The organism is Amycolatopsis sp. FBCC-B4732 (assembly GCF_023008405.1).
GTDB classification, from domain to species: domain Bacteria; phylum Actinomycetota; class Actinomycetes; order Mycobacteriales; family Pseudonocardiaceae; genus Amycolatopsis; species Amycolatopsis pretoriensis_A.
In genome coordinates this window covers 8,779,155-8,795,807 of record NZ_CP095376.1, presented here as the reverse complement: position 1 = coordinate 8,795,807, position 16,653 = coordinate 8,779,155, and the positions used below count along the sequence as shown (strand labels likewise).

The 16,653-nt window shown below is 70.7% G+C and carries 15 protein-coding genes; 2 read left to right on the top strand and 13 right to left on the bottom strand.

The window, feature by feature from the left end:
- Positions 1 to 45: 45 nt before the first annotated feature.
- The 6 genes from MUY14_RS39775 to topA form a co-directional block, all read right to left on the bottom strand.
- A complete protein-coding gene (locus tag MUY14_RS39775; RefSeq protein ID WP_247017377.1) occupies positions 46 to 663 on the bottom strand; it encodes a hypothetical protein in 618 nt (205 codons plus the stop codon).
- Positions 664 to 954: 291 nt separating this feature from the next.
- A complete protein-coding gene (locus tag MUY14_RS39770) occupies positions 955 to 1,746 on the bottom strand; it encodes a hypothetical protein (protein ID WP_247017375.1) in 792 nt (263 codons plus the stop codon).
- Complete coding sequence (locus tag MUY14_RS39765; RefSeq protein WP_247017373.1) at positions 1,739 to 1,927, bottom strand: hypothetical protein; 189 nt, start codon at positions 1,925 to 1,927, stop codon at positions 1,739 to 1,741. The genes MUY14_RS39770 and MUY14_RS39765 overlap by 8 nt, the downstream gene beginning before the upstream one ends.
- Positions 1,920 to 2,711: an ESX secretion-associated protein EspG gene (locus MUY14_RS39760; RefSeq protein ID WP_247017371.1), complete on the bottom strand. Its 792-nt coding sequence runs from the start codon at positions 2,709 to 2,711 to the stop codon at positions 1,920 to 1,922. The genes MUY14_RS39765 and MUY14_RS39760 overlap by 8 nt, the downstream gene beginning before the upstream one ends.
- A gap of 86 nt (positions 2,712 to 2,797) precedes the next feature.
- Entirely contained in the window at positions 2,798 to 3,400 is a 603-nt protein-coding gene (locus MUY14_RS39755) for a hypothetical protein (protein WP_247017369.1), read from the bottom strand.
- A 138-nt stretch (positions 3,401 to 3,538) separates the two neighbouring features.
- Positions 3,539 to 6,394, bottom strand: coding sequence for a type I DNA topoisomerase (gene topA, locus MUY14_RS39750; RefSeq protein WP_247017367.1), 2,856 nt, complete (start codon positions 6,392 to 6,394; stop codon positions 3,539 to 3,541).
- A 297-nt stretch (positions 6,395 to 6,691) separates the two neighbouring features.
- Between topA and MUY14_RS39745 the strand changes: the two genes are divergently transcribed.
- Positions 6,692 to 7,498 (top strand): serine protease, encoded by an 807-nt coding sequence (locus MUY14_RS39745; RefSeq protein WP_247017365.1) that lies wholly within the window; start codon positions 6,692 to 6,694, stop codon positions 7,496 to 7,498.
- 18 nt (positions 7,499 to 7,516) lie between these two features.
- On the opposite strand, the gene MUY14_RS39740 is transcribed toward MUY14_RS39745, so the two are convergent.
- The 3 genes from MUY14_RS39740 to MUY14_RS39730 all read right to left on the bottom strand — a co-directional run bounded on the left by MUY14_RS39740 (position 7,517) and on the right by MUY14_RS39730 (position 11,322).
- A complete protein-coding gene (locus MUY14_RS39740; protein WP_247017363.1) occupies positions 7,517 to 8,167 on the bottom strand; it encodes a hypothetical protein in 651 nt (216 codons plus the stop codon).
- Between the two features lie 51 nt (positions 8,168 to 8,218).
- On the bottom strand, positions 8,219 to 8,695 hold the full coding sequence (locus MUY14_RS39735; protein WP_247017361.1) for a hypothetical protein: 477 nt from the start codon (positions 8,693 to 8,695) through the stop codon (positions 8,219 to 8,221).
- A gap of 362 nt (positions 8,696 to 9,057) precedes the next feature.
- Complete coding sequence (locus MUY14_RS39730; protein ID WP_247017359.1) at positions 9,058 to 11,322, bottom strand: sodium-translocating pyrophosphatase; 2,265 nt, start codon at positions 11,320 to 11,322, stop codon at positions 9,058 to 9,060.
- A gap of 349 nt (positions 11,323 to 11,671) precedes the next feature.
- Between MUY14_RS39730 and MUY14_RS39725 the strand changes: the two genes are divergently transcribed.
- On the top strand, positions 11,672 to 14,086 hold the full coding sequence (locus MUY14_RS39725) for a DEAD/DEAH box helicase (RefSeq protein ID WP_247025469.1): 2,415 nt from the start codon (positions 11,672 to 11,674) through the stop codon (positions 14,084 to 14,086).
- 99 nt (positions 14,087 to 14,185) lie between these two features.
- Here the strand turns inward: MUY14_RS39725 and MUY14_RS39720 are convergent, their stop codons facing one another.
- The 4 genes from MUY14_RS39720 to MUY14_RS39705 all read right to left on the bottom strand — a co-directional run bounded on the left by MUY14_RS39720 (position 14,186) and on the right by MUY14_RS39705 (position 16,650).
- Positions 14,186 to 14,803 (bottom strand): bifunctional DNA primase/polymerase, encoded by a 618-nt coding sequence (locus tag MUY14_RS39720; protein WP_247017357.1) that lies wholly within the window; start codon positions 14,801 to 14,803, stop codon positions 14,186 to 14,188.
- A gap of 968 nt (positions 14,804 to 15,771) precedes the next feature.
- Positions 15,772 to 16,131: an Rv3654c family TadE-like protein gene (locus MUY14_RS39715; protein ID WP_247017355.1), complete on the bottom strand. Its 360-nt coding sequence runs from the start codon at positions 16,129 to 16,131 to the stop codon at positions 15,772 to 15,774.
- The gene (locus MUY14_RS39710; protein ID WP_247025468.1) at positions 16,124 to 16,453 is read right to left on the bottom strand and encodes a TadE family type IV pilus minor pilin; all 330 of its coding nucleotides are present in this window, start codon (positions 16,451 to 16,453) and stop codon (positions 16,124 to 16,126) included. The genes MUY14_RS39715 and MUY14_RS39710 overlap by 8 nt, the downstream gene beginning before the upstream one ends.
- 20 nt (positions 16,454 to 16,473) lie before the next feature.
- Positions 16,474 to 16,650: a DUF4244 domain-containing protein gene (locus tag MUY14_RS39705; RefSeq protein ID WP_247017353.1), complete on the bottom strand. Its 177-nt coding sequence runs from the start codon at positions 16,648 to 16,650 to the stop codon at positions 16,474 to 16,476.
- Between the last annotated feature and the right edge of the window lie 3 nt (positions 16,651 to 16,653).

Sequence of the window (16,653 nt, the reverse complement as noted above, 5' to 3'; positions counted from 1 at the left end):
GGACGACCCCGAGGTGCCAGTGGGGTGGGGAACAGCGAGCGAACGCTAGTCGAACAGTCCGGTCACGCTGCTGACCAGGCTGGAGACCATCTCGATGGCGACGAAACCGAACACGATCAGCAACGCCACGGCGAGCATCACGCCCGCCGCGCTCGACGACGGCCGGTTGAACGCCGGCATCGACACCGCCGGCATCTTCGGCAGCTTTCGCCGCTTGACCGGCACGACGTCGACGTCGTCGAGGTCTTCGTCCGGCAGCGCCTCCTGCCGCACGGGGCGGAGCAGCTGCGGCGGCCTGGTCGGCCACGTCCGCTGCCGGTTCCGCTGCCGTGGCAGCACCCCGAGCGGCGGGGTGTCCCCGTTCGCCGCCAAGGTGCCCGCCGGCGGGATCGCCTCCGGGGCCCTGGCCCCGATTTCGCCCTCCTCGCGGAGTGTCTCCTCGACCATCCGGCGCACGACCTCTTCGTCGGGTTGCACCGGCCCGGCCACCGGGAAGGCGGCGGGCTCGTGGCCGTTCGGAGCCGCGGCGCGCGGCTCCGGCGCCGCGGTGACCAGTCCGGAGACCGGGTCCGCGAACGTCTCGCCTGGTGCTTGGGACAGAGTGCCGTCGCGCTGAGTGAGCTCGGGGGCATTGAAGAAGGGAGCCTCACCGTTCGCGCTCATGGTGACCACCTCACTACTGAATGTCCTCGCCTTTCCAGGGTAGCGACGATGGCGGATAACGCATCCGCCCAATGGCTCTGTCTGCTGTGGAGGGTCGGTCACGCAGCGCAAGCCCGCACCCGAACCCCCTGCAGTGTCCAGCCCGCCGGTGGCCCGGTCGACCGCCGTTGGTGACAGATCGTAGTGAGCCCGATCACACAGGCCCTGAAACGGCCCCGCGGAACAGGCCACACCTTGGGTGTCAAGATGGCCAGTTTCGCGGACGGCGATCGTGCCCGGATGGAGTACCGGTCAGGGCACCTCCTCCTGTCCGAGGTCGATCATCTTCCGGCACCAGTCGCGGAGCATCCCGCGGCTGAACGGGCTCAGGACGAGCTGGCGCCGCCCGTCGCCCCGATCCAGGGCCGCCAGCGCGAAGCGGCCCAGGTCGGTGTCGACGAGGACGAAACCGTGGTCGGGGAACTCCGCGCACAGCCCGCCGAAGGCGAGCATGTCGAGCACCGCCGTGCCCGAGCGCGGCCGGGCCAGCAGCTCCCGCATCGCCCAGAGGTCGGCGTCCTGGCCGTCGTGGACCAGGCCGTCGGCGTCCACCGACAGCCAGATCGCCCGCGGCGAGGCCCCGAACGGGACCTCCGGCAGCTCCGCGATGAGCATCTCCGGCAGCTCTTCGAAGTCGGCGAGGTGGATCGCCGTCCGGCCCGGCAGCGAGCCCATCATGAACGCCCGCTCGCCGTCGGCGTAGCACCGGATGTCCGCGATCTCGGGCCCCTCGTCGAAGACGCCGCACAGCGCCGCCCGCACCGAACCGCGCAGCATCAGCGAGACGACCTCGAAGCCGAGTTCGTTGAGCTCCCCTTCCTCCCCGAAGGGCGTGCCGTCGATCCAGGCCGCCCAGGACATGTGGCGTTCGACCTCGTCGATCAGGTCCGCGGGGTCGTCGGACACCGGGCCGTGGACGAGGATTTCGTGGTCGCTGACGTCCGGGTTGTAGAGCCGGTCGACGGGCTCCCGGTCCGGCATCGCCGCCAGCACCGGCCCGGCGGCGAGCTCCAGCAGCTCGCGCGCCGCCGTGCGCTCAACCATGGCCCTGCACCTCCTTTTCCGTCTCGTCTTCGGTCTCGTCGCCGGCAGTTCCGCTACGAGGGATCGGAACGTCGCTGATCAGCTCGGCCGCCGCCAGGATCGCGTCACGGACCGTGAGGCCCATGAGCGCCGGCTCGAGCGCCTCCCCGCGGGCCGGCGGGTTCGCCGCGGGCTCACGCATGGCTCTGGACCGCCTCGACGATCCACTGCTCGGCGGTGCTCCTCGACGCTGGACCCCACGTCACCGTCCAGCGGCCGGTGCGATCCACCGCCGCGCTGAACTGGTAACGGCCGAGGTCGTTGTCGACCAGCCCGAACGCTCCGTGCGGGTATTCCGCCAGGATCGCGTTGCGGACCGCCAGGTCCACCAGCACCGTGCCCAGCCGCGGGCGGGCCGCGCACTCGCGGATCAGCTCGACCGCCCGCTCGCAGCCGCCCGGGATCAGGCCGCGCTCGTCCGTCTCGATCCGCACGGCCCGCCCCGGCCCCGGCGGCCGGTCCGGCAGGCCGTCGAACACCCAGCCCGGCAGCTCACTGAGGAAGCCCGACCGCAGCCGCGCGCGGTTGCCCAGTTTGTGCAGCACCGTGGTGTAGTCCTCGTCGCCGAAGAACCGGACCTCCCACGGCTCGTCACGGGCCGGGAAGACCCCGGTGACCACGCCGCGGATGAAGCCACCGCGCAGCGCCCGGTACAGCCCGACCGCCTCGGCCGTGACCTCGCCGCCCGGGGCGAGACCGATCGCGGCCATCCCGGCGACGAACCGGGTGTACTGCTCCACCTCGTCGGCCAGGCTCAACGGCGGCGAGGGACGACGGCCCGGGAGCGGTCCGGTGTCCGCGAGCACCGGCGGGATCTCGAACTCGGGGTCGTAGAACTCCATCACCGACGGCCGCCGCGGCACCTCGGCCGACAGCGGGGCGATGACCTCGTCGATGACGTCGAAGACGGCGACTGACTTGTTCACCCCTTGATTGAACACCCTGGCACCGACAATTTCTCGCACAGGTGTTCGACCGGGTGACATCGGTCGGCGAGCGGTCGGCGAGCGGCTCAGGCATGCGCCGGCACCCGCCCTTCGACGACCTCGGCCAGGCCGTCGACGCTCCCCGGCAGCCACCAGAGCCGGCGGCCACCGCCCCGGCGCCGGCCCAGGACCGCCAGGCGCCGGCCGCGGTCGTCGTCGACGAACGCCACCGCCTCCCACGGCCGCCGCGAACCGCGGGCGATGTCCACCTGGACCGTGCCGAGCCGAGGTCTTCGGAGGTCCTCCAGCAGGTCGAAGACCAGGCACTCCTGCTCGGGCTCCAGCACCCCGCGCTCGTCGGCGTCCAGGTACAGGCCCCGGCCCGGCACCGGCGGCCGCACCGGCAACCGCGCGAAGGCCAGGCCGAGGAGCTCGGCGATCGAGCCGGACGACGGCCCGGACCGCCGCAGCCCGTCACCGGCGACGCCGAACCGCGTGCCGTCGTCGAAGAAGGCCGACGTCCACGGCTCGTCGAACAACGCGACGGCCACGCCGCAGACGCCGTCACCGGCGAAGCCGGGGAGCGAGTCGTGCAGGTCCAGCGCGGAGGGACTGCCCGCGGCCGCGGCGCGGACGGGCTTGAGGATCTTGGCGAGCACCGTGTGCACGGTGCGTGGTGTTGTGGTCACGCGTCCAGCAAACCCGGGACCACCGACAATTTCCCGAACATCCGTTCGAGGTGTCACCCGAAAGTGTGGCCGAACGCCGTGAAGGCCCCCTCACCGGGCACAACGGCCGACGAGGAGGCCTTCACGGCTCCTGAGGTGCTACTTCGTCTTCGTCGCGGTGGACCGCTTGGCCGCGGTGGCCTTCTTGGTCGTGCCCGCCTTGACCGTCTTCGCCGTGGTCGAGGCCGGCTTCCGCGCGGGCGCCTTCCGCTTCGGCGCAGGCCCCTTCGCCCGCTTCTCGGCCAGCAGCTCGGACGCGCGTTCCGCGGTCAGCGACTCGATCTCGTCGCCCTTCCGCAGGGTCGCGTTGTACTCGCCGTCGGTCACGTACGGGCCGAACCGGCCGTCCTTGACCACCATCGGCTTCTTCGACACCGGGTCTTCGCCGAGCTCCTTGAGCGGCGGCTTCGCGGTCGCCGACCGGCCACGCTGCTTCGGCTCCGAGTAGATCTTCAGCGCTTCTTCGACGGTGATCGAGAACAGCTGGTCCTCGGTCGAGAGCGACCGCGAGTCCGTGCCCTTCTTCAGGTACGGCCCGTAGCGCCCGTTCTGCGCCGTGATCTCCTCGCCGGACTCCGGGTCCTTGCCGACCACGCGCGGCAGCGAGAGCAGCTTCAGCGCGTCGTCCAGGTCGATGGTCTCGATGTCCATCGACTTGAACAGCGAGCCCGTGCGCGGCTTCGGCGCCTTCGCCTTCGCGGCCTTCTTCTGCGCGGCCGTGGCGTCCTCGGGGATCTCCACTTCCGGCAGCAGCTCGGTGACGTACGGCCCGAAGCGGCCTTCCTTGGCGACGATCTCGTGGCCGCTCACCGGGTCGGTGCCCAGCGAACGCCCCTCCTGCGGCGTCGCGAACAGCTTCTCCGCGATCTCCCGCGAGAGCTCGTCCGGCGGCAGGTCCTCGGGCAGGTTCGCGCGCTGCGAGTTGCCGTCGACCTCGCGCTCCAGGTACGGCCCGTAGCGGCCGACGCGGACCACGACGGTGTGCCCGTTCTCGTCGCTGAACAGCGGGATCGAGTTGATCTCCCGCGCGTCGATGTCCTCGACGCTGCCCTCGACCAGCTTCTTCAGCCCGCCCAGGCGGCCGATCGAGCCGTCGACGCCCATGTCGCCGCCGAAGTAGAACTTCGACAGCCACTGCGCGCGCTGCTCGTTGCCCGACGCGATGCGGTCGAGCTCGTCCTCCATGCCGGCGGTGAAGTCGTAGTCGACCAGCCGCTCGAAGTGCCGTTCCATCAGGCCGATCACGGCGAACGCGACCCACGACGGGACGAGCGCGGAGCCCTTCTTCCAGACGTAGCCGCGGTCCTGGATGGTCTTGATGATCGACGCGTACGTCGACGGGCGGCCGATGCCCAGCTCTTCCAGCTTGCTGACCAGGCTCGGCTCCGAGTACCGCGCCGGCGGCGAGGTGGTGTGGCCGTCCGGGTTCAGGTCCGACGCGGTGAGCGCCTGGTCCTTCTCCAGCACCGGCAGGCGGCTCTGCTTGTCGTCGGCCTCGCCACCGGTCTCGGTGTCCACCGCCTCGACGTACGCCTTCAGGAAGCCCGCGAACGTGATCGTGCGGCCCGAAGCCGCGAAGGTGCACTCCTCGCCCGAGGTCGCGTTGCCGACGATGCGCACGGACATCGTGGTGCCCTTGGCGTCCGCCATCTGCGACGCGATCGTGCGCTGCCAGATCATCTCGTAAAGGCGGTACTCGTCGGTGTCCAGCTCGCTCGCGACCTGGCCCGGCGTGCGGAAGACCTCCCCCGACGGCCGGATCGCCTCGTGCGCTTCCTGCGCGTTCTTGACCTTGCGCGTGTACTGGCGCGGCGACGGCGAGACGTACTCCTTGCCGTACAGCTGCGTGGCCTGGCTGCGCGCGGCCGAGATCGCCGACTCCGACAACGTCGTGGAGTCGGTACGCATATAAGTGATGTAACCGTTCTCGTACAGCTTCTGCGCGATCCGCATGGTGCGCTCCGAGGTGAACCGCATCTTGCGGCCCGCCTCCTGCTGCAGCGTCGAGGTCATGAACGGCGCGTACGGCTTCCGCGTGTACGGCTTCTCTTCGACGCTCGAGACCTTGAAGTCACGCTGCTTCAGCGCTTCGGCCAGACGCCGCGCGTCGGCCTCGACCAGCACGCGGACCTCGTTGTTCGACGCCTTGAGCTGCCCGTCCGAGCCGAAGTCGCGGCCGGTGGCCAGGCGCGCGCCGTCGACGGCGACGAGCCGGGCCGCGAAGTTCCGCGGCGAAGCTTCCTCTCCGGCGTCCATGGTCGCCGAGATGTCCCAGTAGGACGCCGAGGTGAAGCGCATCCGCTCACGCTCCCGCTCGACCACGATCCGGGTCGCCACGGACTGCACGCGGCCCGCCGAAAGCTTCGGCATGACCTTCTTCCACAGCACCGGCGAGACCTCGTAGCCGTACAGGCGGTCGAGGATGCGGCGGGTCTCCTGGGCGTCGACGAGGTCGGCGTCCAGCTCACGGGTCGAGTCGGCGGCCGCGAGGATGGCCTGCTCGGTGACCTCGTGGAAGACCATCCGGCGGACCGGGACCTTCGGCTTCAGCGTCTCGAGCAGGTGCCACGCGATGGCTTCGCCCTCGCGGTCGGGGTCCGTCGCGAGGTAGAGCTCGTCGACGTCCTTGAGCAGGCTCTTGAGCTCGGTGACCTTGGACTTCTTGTCCGGAGTCACCACGTAGAGGGCCTTGAAGTCGTTGTCGACGTCGACGCCGAGGCGTGCCCAGGACTCACCCTTGTACTGGGCGGGGACGTCGGCAGCGCCCCGCGGCAGGTCGCGGATGTGCCCGACGGAGGACTCGACGACGTAACCGCCGCCCAGGTAGGGGGCGATCTTGCGGGCCTTCGTCGGCGACTCGACGATGACCAGCCGCCGGTGCCCGGCGCCGTTGTCCGCCGAGGCTCCGTTCTTCTTCGTCCGTGCTCCTGCCACGCTGTCCTGCTCTCCGCTCATCTCGTCCCGCGATCGGGACCAGGCCCTGCCCTGGGGCGTCGGGCCCGCGTCTCGACCTGCCAGTGTGCACGCTCTCCCGGGCCGGACGGCGCGGAGGTGACCCAACACGCCGCCGTTCCCGTGTCCAGCGCATCGCCGCTGACCTCGGCGATGTTTCCCCAACGTACCTGCCACGTGATTTCGGCCACGTCCCGCGCAGCCTAGCGCGTGACCGTGCGGATACCCTCCGTTCGACGGTGGTGGGCGCGGGGACGTGACCGCTTCACTGGTTTCCCCGCTCAGCCGAAAGGATCCGCCATGACCCGACGCCTCCTCGGCGCCCTGCTCACCGCCGCGACCGCCACAGTATTACTGGGGACCACTCCGGCGAGCGCGGCCGCGGCGAACTTCGCCGGCACGGTAGCCCTCTCCAACTGCTCGGGCTCGGTGGTGAAGCCGGCGGCGACGCCGGACACCGCACCCGCGCTCGTCATGTCCAACGGCCACTGCCTCGAGACCGGCTTCCCGGCTCCCGGGCAGGTCATCACCAACCGCTCGTCCAGCCGGACGTTCACGCTACTCAACGCCAGTGGCGGCAACACCGCGACGCTGCGCGCCAAGAAGATCGTCTACGGCACGATGACCGACACCGACGTGTCGCTCTACCAGCTCACCACGACCTACGCGCAGATCAAGTCCAGCTACGGGATCTCGCCGCTCGAACTGTCCAACGCCCACCCGTCGGCGGGCGCGGCGATCGACGTCGTCTCCGGCTACTGGAAGCGCATCTACTCCTGCAACGTCGACGGGTTCGTCTACCGGCTGAAGGAGGGCAGCTGGACCTGGAAGGACTCGATCCGCTACACCTCCGCCTGCCAGACCATCGGCGGCACATCGGGCTCGCCGATCGTCTCCGGCGGCAAGGTCATCGGCGTGAACAACACCGGCAACGAGGACGGCGCGCGCTGCACGGACAACAACCCGTGCGAGGTCGACCAGGCCGGCAACGTCACCGTGCACTACAAGACGAACTACGGCCAGGAGACCTACGGCATCCCCGCCTGCCTGACCCCGGCCAACGAAATCGCCCTCACCCAGGCCGGCTGCACGCTGCCCCGGCCCTGACGCTGCTCCCGCACCCGGTCAGGCCGTGCTCGTCGCGGCCTCCGGGTGCGGGACCGGCAGCGGCTCCGCGCCCGGCCACGCCGCTTCGGCGCCCGGCGGCGGCTCCCCGATCAGTTCCAGCAGCGCCTCCAAACGGCGTTTCCCGGTGACCTTGACGGCCGGGACCTCGGCCTTCGGGCCGGTCAGCTTCGCCGCGACCCCCAACGGCGTCAGCGCCTCGACCAGCCGCTCGTGCATGGTCGGCGCGAGCGGGTCGACACCCAGCAGGTAGCCCTGCGTACCGGGGCGGCCACTGGCCAGCGCCCACATCCGCAGCATCGCGCCGCTCAGCCGGAAGCCGTCCGGCACCGCCTTGCCCGAGTCGTCCTCGACCGGCCCCGCGCAGCCCTCACGCAGCCACCGCAACGCCAGCGGGAGCAGGTCGACCCGGAACGACGTGCGCACCTGCGGACGGCCGCAGTCGGCCTTGGAGACCTGCGCGTCCGCGCCGCGGCAGCGGAACTCGCGCGCCAGGATGTGCGCTCGCCACGGCTCCTCGACGACCACGGACAGCCGGGCGGCGGTGCGCCCGAAGCCGGTGATCTGGCCGTGGCAGCACAACAGGCCGGCCAGGTCGCCCAGGCCCGGCCCGCTGGCCTCGGCGGAGAAGAGCGAGATCGTCCGATCCACCGCGCCATACTAGAACACAAGTTCGATTAACGGCAGACCTCGGCGCGATCTTCAGCCAGGCGGCTGATCCAGCTGGCGGCAGGACGGGGCGCGCTGCTCCGCCGCCGTCAACGCCGGGGCGTCCTTGAGGCCCTTGAGGTAGTCGAGCGCGTCGATGCGGTCGAGCGTCGCCCTGGCTTCGCCCAAGGCGGCCTTCGTCGCCGTGGCGTCGCCGCGGACGGCGTCGATGCGCTGACGCGCCTGCTCGGCCTGTGCGCGGATCTCGGTGAACTGCCCGATGACGTCCGCGCGGCCGCCGTCTCCCGACGGCACCGGGGGCGCGCCGAGCGCGTTCAGCCCGGCCAGGCTCTGGTTCAGCCCGCCGACCACAGACGAGAGCAGGTCGCTGGACGTCCGGGACGCCTGCTGCGGCGTGCTCGGGTCGACGGTGGGCAACTCCGCCAGCGCGCGGACCAGGTGGGTCACCGCGGCGCAGTAGCCCTCCGCCCAGCTCGCCGCCGGATCGGCCTGCGGCACCACGGTCGTCACGGACAGACCCTGGTCCCGCGCCGGGGACTGCGTGGCGGCTTGCCCGCACCCGGCGAGGCCGATCGTGATCGTCGCGGTCAGCAATCCGGCCGAAAGCAGGCGGACACGGTCCGCGGCCGATCTGCACGGCGCAATGGTCTTCCGCCGTGGCTGCCGTCGGATTGATGACCAACGGCACAGTAGGGCGGCGAAAACGGTTGACCGCGGCCGCACCTGTGCACCTCCTGCTCGACGACGTCCCGGAAGGGCCGACGGTACCGACTCGGTGCCGCTTCGCAAGTCGCCGAGCCTGTGTGGGATGTCCCGACACGCCCCGGGCCCGGCACGCGACGCTGCGTGCCGGGCCCGGGAACGAGTGCGTGTCAGGCCTTGATTTCCGTCGGGGTGTCGGAAAGAACCGTTCCCCGGCGCTTCGAGACCACGATCGCCGCCACGATCACGGCGACCGCGACGAGCGAGATGATGATGCGGACCGCGGCGTTCTCGTCCGGACCGATCGAGAACTGGACGACGGCGGGCGCGATCAGGACCGAGACCAGGTTCATGACCTTGATCAGCGGGTTGATCGCCGGGCCGGCGGTGTCCTTGAACGGGTCACCGACGGTGTCACCGATGATGGTGGCCTCGTGCGCGGACGAGCCCTTGCCACCGTGGTTGCCGTCCTCGACGAGCTTCTTCGCGTTGTCCCACGCGCCACCGGAGTTGGCGAGGAAGATCGCCATCAGGGTGCCGCAGGCGATCGCGCCGGCCAGGTACCCGGCGAGCGCGCCGGTGCCCAGGCCGAAGCCGACCGCGATCGGGGCGAAGACCGCCAGCAGACCCGGCGTCGTCAGCTCACGCAGCGAGTCGCGCGTGACGATGTCGACAACCTTGCCGTACTCGGGGCGGGTGGTGCCCTCCATGATGCCCGGGATGTCGCGGAACTGGCGGCGGACTTCGTAGACCACCGCGCCGGCCGCGCGGGAGACCGCGTTGACGGCGAGACCCGAGAACATGAACACCACGGCCGCGCCGATGATCACGCCGACCAGGGTCGCCGGACCGACGATGTTGGCGACGAAGTCGGCGCCGTCGCCGATGGCCTTGGTGATCGCGTCCGAGTAAGAACCGAAGAGCGCGGTCGCCGCGAGGACCGCCGTCGCGATCGCGATGCCCTTGGTGATGGCCTTGGTGGTGTTGCCCACCGCGTCCAGCTCGGTGAGGATCTGCGCGGCCTTCTCGTCGACGTCGCCCGACATCTCGGCGATGCCCTGCGCGTTGTCCGAAACCGGGCCGAACGTGTCCATCGCGACGATGACGCCGACGGTGGTCAGCAGACCGGTACCGGCCAGCGCCACGGCGAACAGCGCGACACCGCCGCCTACCAGGTATGCGCCGAACACTGCCGCGCCGATCACCAACGCGGTGTACACAGCGGACTCGAAGCCGACCGAGATGCCCGACAGGATCACCGTCGCGCCACCGGTCTCCGACGTCTGCGCGACGTCCTTGACCGGCTTGTACTCGGTGCCGGTGTAGTAGCCGGTGAGCTTCAGGATGATCGCGGCGAGCACGATGCCGATGATCACCGCGACGGTCGCGATGACCGCGGGGTTGCCCGCAGTCTTCTCGAAGCCCGCGCCGAAGTCGGAGAACCTGCTCGGCAGGTACACGAACGCCGCGATCGCCGACAGGACGGCGGAGATGACCGCGGAGATGTAGAACGAGCGGTTGATCGTGACCAGACCGCCTTCGCCGGCGCGCGCCTTGGTGATGTAGACACCGATGACGGCGGTGATGACACCGATGGCCGGGACGATCAGCGGGAAGATCAGGCCGTGCACGCCGAAGGCGGTGCTGCCCAGGATCAGCGCGGCGACGAGCATGACGGCGTAGGACTCGAAGAGGTCCGCGGCCATACCCGCGCAGTCACCGACGTTGTCGCCCACGTTGTCCGCGATGGTCGCGGCGTTGCGCGGGTCGTCCTCCGGGATGCCCTGCTCGACCTTGCCGACCAGGTCCGCGCCGACGTCGGCAGCCTTGGTGAAGATGCCGCCGCCGACACGCATGAACATCGCGATCAACGCGGCGCCGAAACCGAAGCCCTCCAGGACCTTCGGCGCCTGACCGGTGTAGACCAGCACGACGACCGCGGCACCGAACAGGCCGAGGCCGACGGTGATCATGCCGACCACGCCACCGGTGCGGAAGGCCACGCGCATCGCGATCTCGCGGCCGCCTTCCTCGCGCGACGCGGCGGCCACGCGCAGGTTCGCCTGCGTGGCCAGCCACATGCCGAGGTAACCGATCGCGAACGAGAACGCCGCACCGACCAGGAAGAAGATCGAACGACCGATCTTCTCGTTCCAGTCGTCGGCGGGAAGTGCGAAGAGCAGGAGGAACACGATCACGCCGAAAATCGCGAGGGTGTTCCGCTGCCGCTTGAGGTAAGCGGCCGCGCCTTCCTGCACCGCCTTGGCGATGTCCTGCATCTTGGCGGTGCCCTGGCCTGCGGCCAGCACCTCCTTGAGCAGGACGTAGCCGATGACGAGTGCGGCAAGCGCGACCACGGCGACTACACCGACAATCGTGTAGCCAGCTCCGGAGAGCGTGATGGAACCGCCCTCCGCGAGGAACTGCCGTGACATTCGTCCTCCAGGAGACGTCGCCGATCGCCAGCGTCGACGGCAAGCCGAGGGTTCGACACGGCCGGCGCTGGCATGGACCCTGTACCGAGCGACACGCTAGCCGGGACGCAATGCACGTCTCACATGACGCTCACCACAGAGGGTGTGGATTGCGGGAGTGTATTGGTATCGCAACCAGCGTCTTCACGCCGTCCCGGTGACGGCACATTCCGTTACCTTGTGAGCCTCCTCACTTGATCGATCACCCTTTCGCCGATCCGTTGGCGCAGTTGGGGATGCGAGAACTGTCGGACCCCTGTGCCAAGCTCGCCTGGTGGACGACTCACGAGGGCGGCGGCTGCTGGGGCGGGTGACCGCCGGCATCCCTTCGCGCGAGGACCCGGTCACCCACGTCGCGGACTTGCCGGGCCGCGAAGCGGGTTACGCAGAGTGGCCGTCGTGGGTGGATCCGGCGGTCGTCGCTGCGCTGCGTGACTGCGGTGTCTCGGCCCCTTGGGCGCACCAAGCCGAGGCGGCTTCGCACGCGTACGAGGGTCGGCACGTCGTGGTTTCGACCGGCACGGCGTCGGGCAAGTCGCTGGCCTACCAGCTGCCGGTGCTGTCGCGGCTGGCCGCGGGCGAGAAGGCGAACGCGCTCTACCTGTCGCCGACCAAGGCGCTGGGCGCCGACCAGCTGCGGTCGGTGTCCTCTTTGGACATTCCCGGCGTGCGGGCGGCGGCGTTCGACGGGGACACCCCGATGGCCGAGCGCGACTGGGTGCGCGCGCACGCGAACTGGGTGTTCACGAACCCGGACATGCTGCACCGCGGCATCCTCTCGGCGCACGGGCGGTGGGCGTCGTTCTTCCGGCGGCTCAACTGCGTGGTGGTCGACGAGTGCCACAGCTACCGCGGTGTGTTCGGCTCGCACGTGGCCTTGTTGCTGCGCCGGCTGCGGCGGGTGGCCGAGCACTACGGCGCTTCGCCGGTGTTCGTGCTCGCTTCGGCGACAACGGCTTCGCCTGCTTCGTTCGCCTCAAGGTTGACGGGGGTGCCGTGTGTCGCCGTGACGGACGACGCTTCTCCGCGCGGTTCCCGCACGGTGGTGCTGTGGGAGCCGCCGTTGCTGGAGGAGCTGACCGGGGAAAACGGCGCACCGGTCCGGCGTTCGGCCGGCGCGGAGACGTCGCGGATCCTCGCCGACCTCGTCGTCGAAGGGGCGCGGTCGCTGGCGTTCATCCGCTCGCGGCGGGGCGCGGAGCTGGCCGCGCTGGGCGCGCGTCGCATTCTGTCCGAAGTGGACCCGGCGTTGGCGGAAACCGTTGCGGCGTACCGGTCCGGCTACCTCCCGGAGGAGCGGCGCGCACTCGAGGCCGCGTTGCTGTCGGGACGGTTGCTGGGCGTCGCGACGACGAACGCGCTGGAGCTGGGCGTCGACATCGCGGGACTGGACGCGGTCGTGCTGGCCGGCTACCCGGGCACGCTCGCTTCGTTCTGGCAGCAGGCCGGGCGCGCGGGCCGCTCCGGTGATTCCGCGCTGGTGGTGTTCGTCGCGCGGGACGACCCGCTCGACACGTACCTGGTGCACCACCCGGCGGCGCTGCTCGAGCGGCCGGTGGAGACGGCGGTGCTCGACCCAGCGAACCCGTACGTGCTGGCGCCGCAGCTCGCGTGCGCCGTGGCCGAGTTGCCGCTGACGCTTTCCGAGCTCGAGGTGTTCGGCGGCGCGGCGGCGCTGGAGGTGCTGACCGAACTGGCGGAGCAGAAGCTGTTGCGGCGCCGGTCGAGCGGCTGGTACTGGACTTCGCGGGACCGGCCGCACGCCGAGGTCGGGATCCGCGGGACGGGCGGCGAACAGATCGCGGTCGTCGAATCGGACTCCGGCCGGATGCTGGGGACGGTCGACCCGGGCTCGGCGTGTTTCGCCGTCCACCCCGGCGCGGTGTACCTGCACCAGGGGTCGTCGTATGTCGTCGACGAACTGGACCTGGAGACCGGGCTGGCGCTGGTGCACGCGGAAAACCCCGACTGGACGACGACACCGCGCGAAGTCGTGGACATCTCGGTGCTGAGCACCCAGGAGAAGCAGGACTTCGGCGGGGTGAGCGTCTGCCTCGGCGAGGTGGCCGTGACGTCGCAGGTCGTCGGGTACCTGCGACGCCGGCCGTCCGGGGAGGTACTGGACCACACGCCGCTCGACCTGCCGGAGCAGAGCCTGCGCACGCGGGCGGTCTGGTACACGGTTTCCGCCGAGCTGCTCGGCGGCTCTTCGGCCGATGGCGAGGCGGGGACCGGGGGCCATCGGGTGGGGACCGAATCTGCGGGGCCGGTGGGGACCGGGGAGGAAACCCTGGCAAGCGGTCGGGGGCCCGCTCACGAGGGTGGCAGGGCACCGGGGAGTGCCGGATTGGTTCCGGCACGGGTCCCCGGTGCCCTGCATGCCGCCGAGCACGCGGCGATCGGCCTGCTACCGCTGTTCGCTACGTGCGACCGATGGGACATCGGCGGGGTGAGTACCGCGTGGCACGAAGACACCGGGGAGGCGACGGTGTTCGTGCATGACGGCCATCCCGGGGGTGCGGGATTCGCCGAACGCGGTTATGCCGCGATTGTCCCGTGGCTGGTCGCTACGCGGGAGGCGATCGTCTCCTGCGAGTGCCCGACGGGATGCCCGTCCTGCGTTCAGTCGCCGAAGTGCGGGAACGGCAACGATCCGCTGGACAAGGCGGGTGCGATGGCTGTTCTGGAAACCGTGCTCGGGGCATTGCGTCAACACGGGAACTAGAACGGCCACTGGTGGTTCATGGAGTTGTGTCCTGCTCCGCCGCGGCCGGGCTGGGACCGGCCGCGGGCGGTGGTTCGGATGGGCTCAGGCCGCGGTGGTTCAGGCCGCGGTGGTCTGGACCAGCTGCGGGGCTTCGACACCGGCCAGCGCACGGACGAGCACGTCGTGCACCTCGGCGGCGTCCGGCAGCTGCCAGCCGCAGACCTCGGGCTTGACGCGCCAGTGCACGACACCGTGCTGGAACGGCGACGGCGGCAGCGGGATGTAGCTGTCCTTGCCGTGCCACTGGATGGCGGCGCGGGTGGCCAGCTCGGCCGGCACGCGGTCGGCGACGGTGGTCAGGAAGAGCCAGCGGCCGTTCGGCAGCGCGATGATCGGCGCCGGGTGGCCGAGGGCACGGAGCAGGCGGCAGGCGCGCTTGCCGAGTTCGTCGTCGACCTCGATGGCGTCGAGCACGGTGCCGGTCGCGACGAGGAGGCTGTGGGTGCGGTCGGAGAACCAGGTGGCGACGTCGTGGGCGTGGGTGCCGATCTGCTCGCGCCAGGCGTCACTCGCCGGCACCGGACGGCGCCAGGTGAGGTCGTCGCCCTCGGTGAGCGGAGCGGGGTTGACGCCCGGGAGCACCGGCCAGCCACGCCAAGCGAGTCCGATCGCCTCCGCCCGCAGTTCGATGCGGAAGGCGCCGCGCCAGCTGTCCGGCCAATTCGCGTCCAACATTGTCTTCCTGCCTTAGAGGTTCCGGTTCTCCGCGACCCGCTTAAACCCTGCCGTGGTGTCGCACATCTCACTTAACGGCAAGTTGCACATTGCCCGGAACCCCCGCGCGACAACCGGTGGTTACGGGGCGATGAACGCCCGGTGATCCGTACGGCCCGACCGAACCCGACGGCACGGATGGACGGCGAACGGCGACCGGTTGCGGACCGTTCGTCGTACGAATCCCCAGGACAGGACGGCCCTGGAGCAGGCGTGCGGCGGCTGCGGCGCAGCTGTTCGGCCCAGGTGAGCGGGGTGTTCGACCGCTCACCGTGCATCAACGACCGCTGCCCGTGACGATGGGCCGCTCATCGTGAGGTCCGGCGGAACAGCCGGTCATCGCCGCATACCGACCGGTCGGCGCGGACGAACGGCAACGGCGGCCAGTGACGATGAGCGGCTCGTCCGGCCGGCCGTCGCGCGGTGCGCCGCGGGAGGGGCGGCGGCGGTCGGCCAGCCGCTGGCCACCAGGCCAGCCGGCGGACCTCGAGCGGCCACGCCGCGGCGACCAGCCGACGGGACCGGCGCGCACCTCACGCGAGCAGGCCGGTCACGGTGGCTGGCCGGCGCGACCGGCACGGCCTCGAGCGGCCAAGCCCGGGTCGCGGTGGCCACCCGGCGGACCGGCGCAGGCTGGTCACCGGCGGCCAGTCGCTGGGACCGGTACCCGCTCGGTGGTTGGTCTGGGGGACCGGCGCAGGCCAGCGCAGGCCGGTCACCGCGGCCAAGCGGTGGGACCGGTACGCGCCTCGATCAGGCTGGGTCACGGTGTTTGACCTGCGGGGCCAGCGCAGGCCGGTCACCGCGGCCAACCGGTGGGACCGGTACGCGCCTCGATCAGGCTGGGTCACGGTGGTTGACCTGCGGGACCAGCGCAGGCCGGTCACCGCGGTCAGTCGGTGGGACCGGACCCGCTCGGACGGGCTGGGTCACGGTGGTTGGCCTGTGGGACCGGCGCGGGCTCGGGCTGCCGGGGCGGGTAGGCCGGCGAGGGCTCCTGTTGGGGACTCGACCTCGATCAGGGCGTCCAGGCGTTGCCAGCGGCACGTCAGGAGCTTCACACCCATCCGGTCGGTGACCCACCTGGCGCGTTCGCAGGCCTGCGTCGGCCCCTCCGCCGCGTGAGAGGCCGCTGCCAGGGCGCCCAGGTCAGCTGCTGTCTCTGCTCGGTGGCGGGCGATCGTCGCGGCTCCGAGCCAGATGCCGAGGGTGGCCACGCTCGTCAACGCCGCCACGGCCAGTGCCGACCAAATGGTGGCCGCTCCGCTGTCCTGGCGGTGGTCAGTCATCTGTGGTCCTGGTGCCCGGCTCGGCCACCGCGTAGGCCGTCGCGTTCAGGTGGAGTGCCGGGAGCAGGTTGCCGGCTGGTTGGGCCGTCACCTTCACCGTGATCGCGTCGCCTGCTTGCTCGATCGCCAGGTTCGCGCCCGCTGGGGCGATCTGGTGGACGGCCGCGGCCGCTCGCTCGGGTTGGCCTCTCGAGAGGAGCCTTGCCGCCTCGCGGGCGGCGTCCGTGCAGCGCAGTTGGCTCGTCAACGCCGTCAGGGCCGCTACCAGCAGCACTGTCGTCACCGTCAGGCCGGCCAGGCCGAGGGCCGCTTCGACCGTCACCGCGCCTTCGTCGCGGCGGGTCACGATGGCACCGTCAGGGCCTTCATGACCAGGTTCGTCAGCCACGAGACCACCGAGTCTCCGGTGAGCAGTGTGTAGAGGACGGCCGCGAACGCCGCGACGGCCACGGTGACGATCGCGTATTCGACGGTCGTCGAGCCGTCGTCCGAGCGGGGGCGGCGGGTGAACGCACGCATGGG